The sequence below is a fragment of the Actinokineospora spheciospongiae genome (assembly GCF_000564855.1).
GTDB lineage: Bacteria > Actinomycetota > Actinomycetes > Mycobacteriales > Pseudonocardiaceae > Actinokineospora > Actinokineospora spheciospongiae.
Map to the genome: position 1 here is coordinate 1 of NZ_AYXG01000173.1, position 11,721 is coordinate 11,721.

Here is an 11,721-nt window from a genome sequence, read left to right on the forward strand (position 1 = left end):
CGTGCGCGAGCTGATCACCAAGCTCGCCCGCTAGCCCCCTCCGGTGCCCCCGCCTTACAGCGGGGGCACCGCAGGTTAGGGGCAGCTCGGGCTCGACCGACTCCACCGCTCCCGACGCATCCGGGCACGTCGCCGTGGTGCCTTCGGTCGTGGTCTGGGCATCAACCCGCGAGGTGGCTGTCACCTCGACGGAAGTCGTGAACACGCTCGAAGCCCATGGGCTGGGTGGTCAAACCCTCGACGTGCCGACACGCCGCGCCCGAACAGCCCTCACCGGGTCGGGTCCCAGCCACCTCCGGTCGCGTGACGGGCCAGTACGGTGTCGTGGCGGGAGACGAGGACCAGGAAGTCGCCGTTCGGGTCCTCGACGCGTGCTGTGGCCACCGCCCGGTGGGCCAACGACAGGGCGGTGGCGGCTGCCCTGCCCTCGACCAGGTCGTCGAGTCGGGCGGCCTCGCGGTCGTCGGCCGTGAGTTCGCTCCAACCCGACGTGCGGGCGCCCTCGGACAGGATTTCCGACAGGGTGTCCCGCAGCGGTCCCGGCGGCGTTCCCGCGACCACCTCGGCGACCGGGCCGGGCGGGTCGGGGAGCCCGAACACAGCCAAGACCTCGTCCCGGCACCGCGAGCACGCGCTCGGCGAGTAGGGGGAGAAGGGGGAGCGGTAGTGGGTGAACGTCTCCGCCCCGCACAGGGTCGCGTCGTCACCCGCCGCGTGTTCCGCCCCGCTGCCCGGGACGCCTGCTCGGCCGAAGAAGTGGGTCCGCTGCGGCACCCTGCCGATCACCGCGCCCACGGCGTGCGCCACGATCACGAAGTGCTCCCGCCCGTGGCGGACCACCGCGTACCCGGCCTGGCCCGGGGCGGCGAGCGCCGCTCGCACCCGGTTGTCGTCCTCGGGGGCCACCTCGTCGCAGAAACCGCTGGTGTCGACGTTCAGCTCTACGACCTCGCCGTCGCCCAGCGCATCGAGGAATTCATCGACCAGCTCGTCGGCACCGGTCGCCCAGTCCAGCACCATCTCCTCGATCATGCCGGGTAGCGTAGCCGTTACGCCACAAGCCTTCCCGTGGGCCGGCTTCCCCAGACCGCACGGCGGCCAGTGCGACGAATTCCCCTTCGCGGGTACCCGGCAGGGTGGCGCCGGTGCTCAAGAGCAGGAGGTCCCAGCGCGGGAGAACCAGTGCCAAGGCGGCACCCTGGCCACCCGATACCGTGCGTCGAAGATCAAGGACGGGGATGACTACCCGGTGGTCATCATCCACCCGGACCAGATCGCATCCGGCCCGTTCCAGGGGGCAGACACCGCAAAGGACCAGACCTGCGGATGAGCCAACCGAACAGCGCGGTCGACCTGACCGTCGAGATCAACCACGGCCAGGTCTACATCTACGGCGAGGCTCCCTGGGCTGACAACCCCGACAACAACGCCATCTTCCACGCACTGGACGAAGCACGGCAGTCCGGTCGTTTCGTCGGCCAGTCCGATGGCCTGGCCGATCTCGTGAGCCCGGCCCAGTGGAACTCCCACGCCCCCATGCGAGTCGAAGTCTGGCCACACGAACCGCCCCCGACGACGACCGATGGGACCACGTGGTCGACATCGACCTCGACGCACCGAACGGCCGGTTGTGGTTCGAGGGCTCCGGCGGCCGCGACCCGATCCCCTGCGACGTCCCTCCCGGCGCATACCGCGCCCGCGTCTCGGGTCGCGGCTACACCGAGGCCGCCGCAGGCACCGAAGGCATGGACTCATACCGACTCCAGTTGTGGCCACGAGGCCAGAAGACCCCACCGCGAGGCCGAAAAATCTGGCACGGTTGGCAGGACGGCACGATCAACTGACCCCGACCAACGAAAAGGTTGTGATCATGGAGTGGCGCAAGTCGTCCCGTTCGGGCAACGCTGGCGACTGTGTCGAGCTGCGGCAAGACCTCTCGGCCGTCCGGGACAGCAAGCGACCCGGTGTGTCACTGCCGGTGTCCCGCGACGCCGTGCGCGAGCTGATCACCAAGCTCGCCCGCTAGCCAACACCCGGTGCCCCCGCCCAACAGCGGGGGCACCGGGTGTTCACGGCAGTGCAGGCTCGATCAGTTCCGCCGCTTCCAACGCCTTCGGGCACAGCGCCGTGGCGTCATCACCCGTGATCTGAACATCAACCCGCGAGGTGGCCGTCACCTCCACGGAGATCGCGCACACACTCCCCGCAGCCCGAAGCGACTGAATCGCCCGCCGATCGGCGACCTGCACCGGCGTCTTCTCACCGGTGGACACCACCTCGTCCAGTCCCAGTTTCGGAAACACGACCACCCCGATGGTGTAACTGTCGGCGACGGTTCCCTTGTCGACCTTCCACCGGCACGCCTCGCTGGAGGGCGCCGAGTTGGGCGTTCCGCTCCCCGTGATCCCCAGCCTGGCCTTGATCGAGTCGGTGAACAACCCGCACGGATCAACGCCTTCGAGCGACTCGCCGCCTCCTGCCGTTGAAGTCGATCGAGGTGGGGGTGAGGCGTCCGCTGATCCGGCCGACGTCGTTTCACCGGGAAGAGGTTGCCCTGGCGTCTCGGTGGAGCACCCGGCCAAAACCGCGAGCCCCACCGCCACCGCCAACGGCCACGCGCCGAACCGGCCCACTGTCACTCTCCCGCCACCGTGAACGCACTGGCGACCTCTTGATCGACCTCGCGGTAGTTTTCCATAGCCAAGCGGATCGCCTGATCGGCTTGGCGAAGAGTGTCCTTGAAAGCCATGAGCTGGGTGATGAAGCCGTTGGCATCGGTCGCCACCTGCACCATGAACGGTTTCATGACTTGAGCAGCGTTGCTCGATCCCAGCAGCGGCTCCTGCTCGAGCTGCGCCAAGTCGAACTCCTGCCCCTCGATCCAGTCGGCCATTTTCTTGATCGCGTCCAAGATTGCCTTGCCGCCGTGCTCGTTGACGGCGAACTGGCCTGCCGCCGCTGCCCCGGCGAATGCGTTCATCGAAGCGCCGATGGCCTGCATCGATGCGGCGTTCATGTTGTCCATGCTCGTCTCCCCAGCTGAGCTGTATCCCCGGAGTGACAGTACAGAGCACGGAAGTGAAGTGTCTCAGGGATCGAAATGGAGTCGAGGCGCCCTCGGCGAGCACGACGCCAGCGGGCGTCGCCTACTGGCCCACGGTCACGAGGACGACCGTGTTGGTGTCCTTGGCCAGGTAGGCGGTGGCGGACCAGCCCTTGCCGGTGAAGGCGTCGTCGAGGGATTCGCCGGTCAGGAAGGGGCCTTCGGGGAGGCGATCTCGGAGGCCCTCGACGACCTCGGGTGTGGCGGCGCCTTCCCGGGCGCCCTCGCTGATCTCGGCGACCGTCGCCCGGGGGAGGGTGACGATCGCGTCGATCCAGTACGTGGAGGGGCCGGGGACGCGGTCGTCGCCGAGGGTGCCGGACATCCACTGCGCCGTCTCCGCCTGGGTGAGCAGCGGGAAGCGCTTGGTGAGGGGGTCGAGGTCGGTGCGGAGTTCGCCGGTGCCCGACTTGGAGGGCATGGTGGTTCCCTTCTCCGGCTGGGTGCTGCCGCAGGCGGTCGTGGTCAGCAGCACGAAGGCTGCCGCGGTGAGTCGGCGGGCGGTGGGGGTCACCGTGCGCGGTTCCTTCCGGGTTCCCGGGGGTTGTCCGGTGTCGGGCCGCGGTCGCGGTCGGTGCCGCGGACCGTGCCGTCGTCGGGGGCGGGGTCGTCGGTGAGGCCCGTGGGTGGGTGGCCGAGCTCCCAGGTGATGGTCTTGGTCATGCTGCCGTGGGTGTCGAACGGCTTGGCCCATCCTATTTCGGTGAAGCGGCCGTTGCCGTTGTCGGAGGCCCCGGTGGCGATGTCGGACTGGCCCCGGTTGAAGTTGTAGCGGTCCTGGCCCTCGACGGTGACGACCATGGTGACCCTGTTGCCCTCGACCTTGACGTTGCCGTGGCTCCAGATCTGGTAGCCGCCGACGGCCTTCTGCCAGTTCTCGGTCTTCGGGTAGGGCTCCGCGCCGGTGGGGGCACCGGTCATCGAGAAGTCGGTGCGGCCGGAGCGGATCAGCTCCTCCGCGGCCCGGGCAGCGCGGGTGACTTCCGAGTCCACCCCCTGGCGGATACCGGAGTCCTCCCGGTACGCCTTCTCGTAGTCCCACTCCTTCGGCGCACCGGTGTTGTCCCAGTAGTGCTCGTACATCTCCGTTGCGTCGGGCATGAGGCCGAGCGCTTGGGCGCCGCGCAACTGGGCCAGCCACTTCGCCTTCGCGAGGTGGTCGGAGAGTTCGGAGTCCGCGGAGTCGTAGGCGAAGTCCTCGTCGAACGTGAAGGTCGGCTTCTCCGGTGGGCCGGTGTGGTACTTGCCGTCGGCCGTGGTGGTGACATCGGCGTCGGCGAGGGTGGTGGCCCCGTGGTCATCGACGTTGCCGCCCGCGGCGGCGGTCAGGGCCGCGACGAGGCGGGAGTCGACCTCGCCCGCGATCCCCAGCACCCGGCCGACGCCCTCGGCGAGGAGCTGGGCGGTGCGCGGGCGGTCCGGGTCGGTCGAGGGGTCGTCGTCGCGGATCGAACCATCCGGACCGATGGTGAACCGGTTGGCCCGGGCGGTGGTCTCCAGCTCCTCGACTTGGCGGCGCAGGTCGTCCACGGCGTCGGCGGCGTCCTGCAACGCCTTCTGCACGTGGGCGGCCTCGGCGACGATGTGCTCGGCGCGATCGCGCAACCCGCTGAGCGCGCCCCGCGCGTTGGTGGCGTTCTCCCCGTGCCAGAACAGCGGGCCGAACGACATGTCCAGCTCGTCCTGCAAGCCCAGGATCTGCTCCTTGCGGCCGCGTACGGCCTGCGCGACCCCCTCCAGGGCGTCGGCGTTCCACGAGCGCACGTCGGCGTAGCTGGTCATCCGCCCAACCTGCCGAGGATGCCGCCCAGGATGTCGAAGTCCTCCGCCGCGGCCGACTCGTCCTTCTGGTAGCCCTCGGCCGAGGTGGCGAGGTTGCCGCCGAACGCGGTGATGTCCGTCGACCAGCCGCGCAGCCGCTCGCCCCACGCGGTGGCCAGGGCTTGGGCCTGCCCCGCGGACGCCGAGCCCGGCATGGCCTCCGCGGCCGGCGCCACCGCTTCTCCCAGCCCGATCTGACCGGCTTGTTCCCCAGCGGAGCTCGCCGCTCTCGCTGCCTTGCGCAGGCCCTCGATGTCGACCTCGTAGCCGTCCACTGTCCCCCCCACGGGTGCGTGAGGCGAGGATAAGGGGGCAGGCGAAAGCTGTCCTGCCTTCGCCTGCGAATCACTCGGATGGAGCTCCCGGACCGGCCGCGAGCCGGGCACCCCTCCGTGCCCGGTTCGCGGCCGGCTTCAGCGGTCTGCCGTCAGCGGACGCCGAACGGGGTGACGGTCAGCGTGAAGGTGGTTGTGCCGGTCTTGCCGTCGGCCGAGGTGGCCTTGACGGTGATCGGGTAGGTGCCCACCGGGGTGTTCAGGCTGGTGAAGAACCACACCGTGCTCGTGCCGCCCTGGCCGACCACGGCCGGGTTGAGCTGCACCTGCGTGCCCGTGGGGACGCCCGACGTGGTCAGGGTGAGGTTGCCCGTGCCGCCGCTCGCCCGGATGGACGTCTGCACCAGGCTGCCCTGGTTGCCGCCGCCCGAGGACGGGCTCGCCGTGACGACGACGCCACCCGTGCTGCCCTCGACGGTCAGGGAAACTGTTGCCGTGGCGGACTTTCCGGCCGCGTTGGTGCCGGTCACCGTGATGGTGGCGGTGCCCGGTGCCGCGGTGGTGGTGGCCTCCAGGGTCAGCTTCGCGGAGCCGCCCGCGGGGAGGGTGGTGGGCTGGAAGGTGGCCTTGACGCCCGCGGGGAGGCCGGTGGCCGACAGGGTCAGGTTCTCCGTGGCGTTGCTGGTGATCGCGGTGGAGGCGTACTTGCCCCCGACGACGGTCAGCGCCGTCGGAGAGGCCGTCAGGGTGAAGGTGGGCTGGCTGCCGCCCCCGGTCACGGTCAGCGCGTACCGCGCCGACGAGCCGCCCGCCGACACGGTGATGTCCGAGGTGCCGGAGGTGGCCGCGGTGGTCGCCTCGAAGGTGACCTTGGCCGTTCCACCCGCCGTGATCGACGTGGGCTGGAACGTCGCCTTGACGCCCGCCGGGAGGCCGGTGGCGGTCAGCGTGCCCGCGGTGCTGGAGGTGACCGTGGCCGAGACGTGGTTGCCCACCGCCACCGTGCCGCCGGTGGGGCTGACCGTCAGGCCCGCCGTGCTGCCGATCTGCGACTTGACCCAGTCGCCCATGGTGTTGTCCAAGCGGCCGTAGACGCTGTACCACTTGAAGTCCGAACGGCTCCAGCTCGCCACACCGACGATCTTGCCGTCGACGACCAGGGGCCCACCGCTGTCACCGGGGAGGATGGTGACGCGGCCGTCGTTGTAACCCGCGCAGGTCATCGTGGCGGCCTGGAAGCCCGCGCCGACCCCGGTGCACACCCGGGCGCCGTCGACGATCGGCAGGGTGGCCTTGTCCAGGGTGACGTCAGCGGTGTTGTCGTCGAAGTCCTTCTTGCCGTACCCGTAGCCGACGCCGCTCTTGCCCGGCGCGGCGATCCCCGCGTCGGCCGAGGTGGCGACGGCCGGGTAGGCCGCGCCGCCCTTGAGCGCGATGTCGCGGTCCACGGTCACCACGGCGACGTCGTAGCCCTGGTCGAAGTTGACGTAGCTTGGGTGCTTCTTGTACTCCACCACGTCCACCTGGAGCCCACCCGCGTCCCGCAGGTCGTCGAGGCCGTAGACGAACGTCTTGGTCCCCGTGGCGTCGGCGCAGTGGGCGGCGATCAGAACCTTGCGCGGTGCCACGACCGTCCCGGTGCACGTCTGTCCCTCGGGCCGGGTGCCACCCGCCCGGAGACCCGCGATGACACCGGGAAACTCGGCGACCGTGGCGTCCTGCCCGTTGAAGAACAGCGCTCCCGGCCCACCCCCCGTGGGGACGACACTGCCCTCGTAGGTCGCCGCGCCTGCGGGCGCCCCCGCAGCCGCCACCCCGGGAATCACGACCCCGGCGACCACGGCCGCCGCCAGCCCCCACACCACACCAGTTCGTCTCACAGTGGATTCCTTTCGGTCCGGAACACGCGCCCAAGGCAGGGAGGGCGGCGTTCACTGCGGCCACTGTCGGGCGGTGCGGCGGGAGGAACAATCAGGGCAGGCATCCGTAGGGGTACGGGTCTTAATCCCCAGCCGCAAGAGGATGATGTGGCCGTGGGTTCCTTGGAGACGACGGACGCGGTCCGGGGGCGGATGAGCAAGCAGCGCTCACGGGACACGGGGACCGAGATCGCGCTGCGGAAAGAGCTGCACGCCCTGGGTTTGCGCTACCGGGTGCACCGGCGGCCGGTGCGCGCGGTCCGCCGGGAGGCCGACGTGGTGTTCGGCCCGGTGAAGGTGGCGGTGTTCGTCGACGGGTGCTTCTGGCACGGCTGCCCGGAGCACGTGACCTGGCCGAAGAACAACGCCGACTTCTGGCGCTCGAAGATCGAGACCAACCGGTCCCGCGACCGCGACACAGACCGCAAGCTCGCCGACGACGGGTGGGCGGTCGTGCGGGTGTGGGAGCACGAGGACCCGCTCAGCGCCGCCCGGCGGGTGCGCGACCTCGTCGCCGAGCGGCGCTGAGCCAGGCGACCGCGGCCAGGGTGGCCACCAGCGTGCACACCCATGGCCAGCCCGGCAGTGCCGTCGCCGCCCACGAACCCGCCGCGCCGCTGAGGAAGGCGCAGGTCATGTAGGCCGTGTTGAGCCTGCTGCGGACCTCGGGGCCCAGCGCGAAGATCCGCACCTGGTTGGCCACCATGCCCGACTGCATGGCCACGTCCAGCAGCAGCGTCCCCACCACCAGCGCGCCCAACCCCACGGCCCCGCCCAGCGCGCCCAGCGCGAGGACCGCCGCGGCCACCAGCACCGCGCCGAAGCACACCGCGTTCACCACGTCCGGCCCCCGCCGGTCGGCGAACCGCCCCGCGACCGGCGTGCACAGCATCGTCACCGCGTTGACCAGCGCCAACGCTCCCACCGCCCGCGCGTCCAACCCGTAGCGCCCGCCGGTCAGCAGGAGCGCCACGGCGGTCCACACCGCCGAGAACCCCCCGAACACGCACGCCTGGTTGAGGCACGACCGCCGCAGCGCCGCCTCCGCCCACAGCAACCGCACCGACTCCGCCACCAGCGCCGGGTACCGCTGCCGCGACGGCGCCGCCGACGACGGCAGCAGCCGCGCCAGCACGACCGCGGCGACCGCGCACAGCCCCGCCGCCAGCAGGTAGGGCGCTCGCCACCCCAACCCCTCGCCGAGCACCCCGCCGAACGCCCGGGACAGCAGCATCCCGCCGATCGACCCGCTGAGCACCGTGCCGGTCACCGCCCCGCGCCGCTCCGGGACGACCATCCCGGCCACCATGGGCGCGACCAGCGGTGCCGCCACCGTCGTCACCCCGGCCAGGCCGCCGCCGACGACCAGCGCGGGGAGCGCGGTGGCGGTGCCCGCCACCAGCAGGAACACCGAGGTCAGCCCGAGCAGCGCCACGACCAGGGTCCGGTACGGCACCCGGTCGCCCAGCGGCACCAGGAAGAAGACCCCGACCGCGTACCCGAGCTGGGCCACCGTCACCACCAGTGCGGCAGCCGTGGGTGCCACCCCGAGCCCGGAGGCGACCAACGGGCTCACGACCTGCGGGAAGTACAGGTTGCCGACGGTGATCCCGCAGGTCAGCGCCAGCACGAACACCAGCCGCCCGGTCATCGCCGCCAGTGTCACCGGGGGAGACTGGGGGCGGCAACCGAATACTCGACGTGACCGGGATCACGGCGAGTGGCTTCAACGTTCCGGCACTCCCGCGGTGTTCCCCGGACGCACTCGACACTTCAGCGGAAGGGGGGCCACGGTGCGCGAAAGCTTCGACCAGTTCGTGGCGGAACGGCTGGACCGCTTGCTGCGCTACGCGACCGCGATGACCTGCGACCGGCACCTGGCCCAGGACATCGTGCAGGAGGTGCTGCTCAGGGCGCAGCGCAAGTGGTCGCGCATCGGCGACATGGAGGCCTCGTACCTCTACGTCAAGAAGATGGTCACCAACGAGTACCTGTCCTGGCGCAGGCGCAGAGCCGCCCGGGACATCACCGCCACCCGCGCCGCCCTGGAAGCGGCCTCCCCGCCGGTCGGCGACTTCGCCCACGACTACGTGGAGCGCGACGCCATGCGAGCCCGGATAGCGGCCCTCCCGCGCAGGCAGCGCGCGGCGGTGGTCCTGCGCTACTACGAGGACTGCACCACGGCCCAGATCGCGCACGTCCTCGGTTGCACCGAGGGCACCGCCCGCAGCCACCTCTCCCACGCCCTGTCCACTCTCCGCGCCGACACCACCGCGACCGCATCGGAGGCCCTGCGATGACCGAGCACGAATCCCTGATCCGCCAGGCCATCGCCGCCGAAGCCGACCAGGCGGCGCACCCCGAGGCGGTGCTCGCCCGGCTGCGCGGGGGCCACCACCGCACCTGGCCCAGGTTCGCGGTCATCGCCGCCGCCGTGGTCGCCGTCGTGGCGGGCGCGGTGGTCCTGCCGTCACTGCTGCGGGGCGACAACGCGGGCACCGCCGACCACGTCGCCACCCAGCCGCCCCCGCCCCGCCGGGCCCAGAACGTCCTCCTCGCGGGCAGCGACGCGAACGGCTACCTCGACACCGTCGTCCTGGTCCGGGTGGGCGACGACGGCTCCCTGCGCGGGGTCTCCCTGCCGCGCGACTCGTACACCGCGGTCCCGGGCGCGGGGAACAAGAAGCTCAGCCACTCCTACAACACCCTCTACACCCAGGCGAAGGAAGGCGGCGCCGACGACCGGACCGCCGCCGCCGCGGGCCGCGACGGCCTGGTCGCCACCGTCGAAAACCTCACCGGCGTCCGCGCCGACCACGTCGCCATCGCCGACATGGCGGGTTTCGCCGCCCTTGCCGACACCCTCGGCGGCGTCGAGGTCTGCCTCAACCACGCCACCGAGGACCCCTACTCCGGCGCCGACTTCCAGGCGGGCCCCACCACCCTGACCGGTCAGAGCGCCCTCGCCTTCCTGCGCCAACGCCGCGGCCTCCCCAACGGCGACCTCGACCGCGTCGCCAGGGCCCAGGTGTTCCTCCGCAACCTCTCCGCCAAGCTCCTGACCGACGGCACCCTCACGAACCTGAACGACCTGGCGGCCCTGGTGGACGCGGTGAACCGCACCGTCCGCACCGACCCGGGCTGGGACCTGCTCGCCTTCGCGGCCACCCTCGTCGGCGGCACCCCCCTGGTCACCGCCACCATCCCCGTCGTCGGCGAGGTGGACACCCCGAACAGCGGTTCGGCGCTGGAGGTGGACCCGGCCGCGGTCAAGCAGTTCACCGAGCAGCAGTTCGCGGTGCGGCAGTCGTCACCGAACGCCGCTTCGCTCAGCTCTGAACCGGAAGTGCCCACGGGGAGCACTCGCCAGTGCGTCAACTGAAGGCGTGAGGAGGTCCCGGCCACTGGGGGTGGTCGGGGCCTCTCGCGTTGTGGGGCGCACTGCGCTTGTCCACAACCCTCTTGGCGCGCAGCGGTTTCTGACAGTCCCCCGTGGTGGACTTGTCGGAACCTACTGGAGAGGGGCGCGCGGTGTCGGAGGTCGAGCACGGTGCGGTGGGTGCTGTACTGCGGGCGTTCCTGGCGCAAGAGGGTGAGCTGCCCGCGGGCCGGGTGCTGACCCACGCGGTGGTCGTGTTCCGCACCTACGAGGTCCGCGAGGACGGCCGGGCTCTCACCAGGCGGGGGCGGGTCTACCCGCTGGGGGAGATGGACGCCACCCTGGAGCGGGGGATGCTCGACGACGCGCTGTTCGACGCGCGCAGGGACCGGGGCAGGCCCGGCTAGCCCGGTCAGTCGTCCTCGTGTTCCGGTTCCGCCCGCTGGACCTCGGTGTTGAGCGGGCTGAGCACGGGCTTCGCCTCCGCCAGGCTCCGCAGCGCCCCCACGGTCATGGGCAGGTTCTCCTCCGGCATGTGGGTGACCAGGTCGAGTGCTTGCTGGCGCAGCGCGGACGGCGTCTGCGTCACCGCCGGGAGGGGGCGGGGGGTGTAGCCGGCCAGCGCGAGGATCTCCTCCCGGGGGAGGCCCATCGCCCGGCCCGCTTTGACGATGTTCTTCGCCAGTGGGAAGGACTGGGTGCCGTTGTAGCGGCGGCCGCCGCGCTCGATGTTCTGCCAGGTGGTCTTGGAGATGTCCGCCGCTTCGGCCGCCTCGGCGTGCGACAGCGTTCTGGCCAGCCTCCATTCTTCCAGGCTGCGGCCGAACGCCTGGAGTTTCGCCACATCCGGTCGGCCGGTCATGCCACGGATGATCTCTTACCGGCGCCGAGGGGGAAGGCGGCAAAACTCTGAAAGCCAAGTATTGCCAGGTATTGCTATACTATTGCCGCAACGGTCGGTGTTCTGCGATCGGTGAACGGTTGTTTCATGGTTGAGACCGTCGCCGGGCAAACGGAAGCCCGCCGCACGTGATGTACGGCGGGCTTCCGGGGATTGTCAGAAAGTGGGCAGCACCGTGGCCGCGGCGGCCAGAACCGCAGCAAAAGTGACCATCAGCAGGGCCATTCGCAGCGTGGTCGGCCACCCTGCGCGGGCCACCTTGGCCAGCGTGGTCAGGCAGTGCGTGCGGACGTCAGTCACAGGACTCCTTCGACTCGAATGGT

At 70.8% G+C, this 11,721-nt stretch carries 18 protein-coding genes; 7 read left to right on the forward strand and 11 right to left on the reverse strand.

Annotation, left to right across the window (positions count from 1 at the left end; genetic code table 11):
• Positions 1–270 precede the first annotated feature (270 nt).
• Positions 271–1,032: a hypothetical protein gene (locus UO65_RS22620; protein WP_035286080.1), complete on the reverse strand. Its 762-nt coding sequence runs from the start codon at positions 1,030–1,032 to the stop codon at positions 271–273.
• Here UO65_RS22620 and UO65_RS39035 point away from each other — a divergent pair.
• Positions 1,031–1,330 (forward strand): NucA/NucB deoxyribonuclease domain-containing protein, encoded by a 300-nt coding sequence (locus UO65_RS39035; RefSeq protein ID WP_084176128.1) that lies wholly within the window; start codon positions 1,031–1,033, stop codon positions 1,328–1,330. The two genes, UO65_RS22620 and UO65_RS39035, sit on opposite strands and share 2 nt — an antisense overlap.
• Here UO65_RS39035 and UO65_RS37515 read toward each other — a convergent pair.
• Positions 1,243–1,530 (reverse strand): hypothetical protein, encoded by a 288-nt coding sequence (locus tag UO65_RS37515; protein WP_200873434.1) that lies wholly within the window; start codon positions 1,528–1,530, stop codon positions 1,243–1,245. The genes UO65_RS39035 and UO65_RS37515 overlap by 88 nt on opposite strands.
• Positions 1,531–1,592: 62 nt before the next feature.
• Here UO65_RS37515 and UO65_RS36065 point away from each other — a divergent pair, with 62 nt between their 5' ends.
• Together UO65_RS36065 and UO65_RS34850 are read left to right on the forward strand one after the other, a co-directional pair.
• Positions 1,593–1,844 carry a hypothetical protein gene (locus UO65_RS36065; RefSeq protein WP_152552212.1) on the forward strand — a complete coding sequence of 84 codons (252 nt, stop codon included), beginning with the start codon at positions 1,593–1,595 and terminating at the stop codon, positions 1,842–1,844.
• Positions 1,845–1,870: 26 nt separating this feature from the next.
• Positions 1,871–2,026 carry a DUF397 domain-containing protein gene (locus UO65_RS34850; RefSeq protein WP_084176142.1) on the forward strand — a complete coding sequence of 52 codons (156 nt, stop codon included), beginning with the start codon at positions 1,871–1,873 and terminating at the stop codon, positions 2,024–2,026.
• 43 nt (positions 2,027–2,069) lie between these two features.
• On the opposite strand, the gene UO65_RS34855 is transcribed toward UO65_RS34850, so the two are convergent.
• The 6 genes from UO65_RS34855 to UO65_RS22655 all read right to left on the reverse strand — a co-directional run bounded on the left by UO65_RS34855 (position 2,070) and on the right by UO65_RS22655 (position 7,079).
• Complete coding sequence (locus UO65_RS34855; RefSeq protein ID WP_084176131.1) at positions 2,070–2,639, reverse strand: DUF3558 domain-containing protein; 570 nt, start codon at positions 2,637–2,639, stop codon at positions 2,070–2,072.
• On the reverse strand, positions 2,636–3,025 hold the full coding sequence (locus UO65_RS22635) for a hypothetical protein (protein WP_035286083.1): 390 nt from the start codon (positions 3,023–3,025) through the stop codon (positions 2,636–2,638). Before UO65_RS22635 ends, UO65_RS34855 begins: the two co-directional genes overlap by 4 nt.
• A 121-nt stretch (positions 3,026–3,146) precedes the next feature.
• Positions 3,147–3,617, reverse strand: a complete 471-nt coding sequence (locus UO65_RS22640) for a hypothetical protein (protein WP_052021596.1) — start codon at positions 3,615–3,617, stop codon at positions 3,147–3,149.
• Positions 3,614–4,885, reverse strand: coding sequence for a hypothetical protein (locus UO65_RS33555; protein ID WP_052021598.1), 1,272 nt, complete (start codon positions 4,883–4,885; stop codon positions 3,614–3,616). The genes UO65_RS22640 and UO65_RS33555 overlap by 4 nt, the downstream gene beginning before the upstream one ends.
• Positions 4,882–5,211 (reverse strand): hypothetical protein, encoded by a 330-nt coding sequence (locus tag UO65_RS33560; RefSeq protein ID WP_152552213.1) that lies wholly within the window; start codon positions 5,209–5,211, stop codon positions 4,882–4,884. Before UO65_RS33560 ends, UO65_RS33555 begins: the two co-directional genes overlap by 4 nt.
• Positions 5,212–5,351: 140 nt before the next feature.
• Positions 5,352–7,079 (reverse strand): trypsin-like serine protease, encoded by a 1,728-nt coding sequence (locus UO65_RS22655; protein ID WP_035286084.1) that lies wholly within the window; start codon positions 7,077–7,079, stop codon positions 5,352–5,354.
• A gap of 192 nt (positions 7,080–7,271) precedes the next feature.
• Between UO65_RS22655 and UO65_RS22660 the strand changes: the two genes are divergently transcribed.
• Positions 7,272–7,646, forward strand: coding sequence for a very short patch repair endonuclease (locus tag UO65_RS22660; protein ID WP_052021614.1), 375 nt, complete (start codon positions 7,272–7,274; stop codon positions 7,644–7,646).
• Here the strand turns inward: UO65_RS22660 and UO65_RS22665 are convergent.
• Positions 7,600–8,769, reverse strand: coding sequence for an MFS transporter (locus UO65_RS22665; protein ID WP_035286085.1), 1,170 nt, complete (start codon positions 8,767–8,769; stop codon positions 7,600–7,602). The two genes, UO65_RS22660 and UO65_RS22665, sit on opposite strands and share 47 nt — an antisense overlap.
• A 142-nt stretch (positions 8,770–8,911) precedes the next feature.
• Here UO65_RS22665 and UO65_RS22670 point away from each other — a divergent pair, with 142 nt between their 5' ends.
• From UO65_RS22670 to UO65_RS22680, 3 genes are all read left to right on the forward strand, one after another.
• Complete coding sequence (locus UO65_RS22670; RefSeq protein WP_035286086.1) at positions 8,912–9,418, forward strand: SigE family RNA polymerase sigma factor; 507 nt, start codon at positions 8,912–8,914, stop codon at positions 9,416–9,418.
• Positions 9,415–10,500, forward strand: coding sequence for an LCP family protein (locus UO65_RS22675; RefSeq protein ID WP_052021602.1), 1,086 nt, complete (start codon positions 9,415–9,417; stop codon positions 10,498–10,500). Before UO65_RS22670 ends, UO65_RS22675 begins: the two co-directional genes overlap by 4 nt.
• Before the next feature lie 149 nt (positions 10,501–10,649).
• Complete coding sequence (locus tag UO65_RS22680; protein ID WP_035286087.1) at positions 10,650–10,904, forward strand: hypothetical protein; 255 nt, start codon at positions 10,650–10,652, stop codon at positions 10,902–10,904.
• Positions 10,905–10,909: 5 nt separating this feature from the next.
• On the opposite strand, the gene UO65_RS22685 is transcribed toward UO65_RS22680, so the two are convergent.
• Together UO65_RS22685 and UO65_RS36905 are read right to left on the reverse strand one after the other, a co-directional pair.
• Complete coding sequence (locus UO65_RS22685) at positions 10,910–11,359, reverse strand: helix-turn-helix domain-containing protein (protein ID WP_035286088.1); 450 nt, start codon at positions 11,357–11,359, stop codon at positions 10,910–10,912.
• A 195-nt stretch (positions 11,360–11,554) separates the two neighbouring features.
• Positions 11,555–11,698 carry a hypothetical protein gene (locus UO65_RS36905; protein ID WP_161784496.1) on the reverse strand — a complete coding sequence of 48 codons (144 nt, stop codon included), beginning with the start codon at positions 11,696–11,698 and terminating at the stop codon, positions 11,555–11,557.
• Positions 11,699–11,721 lie beyond the last annotated feature (23 nt).

Excerpts from the sequence above, each read along its gene's own strand:
- UO65_RS39035 (WP_084176128.1), top strand. The coding sequence starts at position 1,031 with ATGCCGGGTAGCGTAGCCGTTACGCCACAAGCCTTCCCGTGGGCCGGC.
- UO65_RS22620 (WP_035286080.1), bottom strand. The coding sequence starts at position 1,032 with ATGATCGAGGAGATGGTGCTGGACTGGGCGACCGGTGCCGACGAGCTG.
- UO65_RS34850 (WP_084176142.1), top strand. The coding sequence starts at position 1,871 with ATGGAGTGGCGCAAGTCGTCCCGTTCGGGCAACGCTGGCGACTGTGTC.
- UO65_RS22635 (WP_035286083.1), bottom strand. The coding sequence starts at position 3,025 with ATGGACAACATGAACGCCGCATCGATGCAGGCCATCGGCGCTTCGATG.
- UO65_RS33555 (WP_052021598.1), bottom strand. The coding sequence starts at position 4,885 with ATGACCAGCTACGCCGACGTGCGCTCGTGGAACGCCGACGCCCTGGAG.
- UO65_RS22660 (WP_052021614.1), top strand. The coding sequence starts at position 7,272 with ATGAGCAAGCAGCGCTCACGGGACACGGGGACCGAGATCGCGCTGCGG.
- UO65_RS22665 (WP_035286085.1), bottom strand. The coding sequence starts at position 8,769 with ATGACCGGGCGGCTGGTGTTCGTGCTGGCGCTGACCTGCGGGATCACC.
- UO65_RS22675 (WP_052021602.1), top strand. The coding sequence starts at position 9,415 with ATGACCGAGCACGAATCCCTGATCCGCCAGGCCATCGCCGCCGAAGCC.
- UO65_RS22685 (WP_035286088.1), bottom strand. The coding sequence starts at position 11,359 with ATGACCGGCCGACCGGATGTGGCGAAACTCCAGGCGTTCGGCCGCAGC.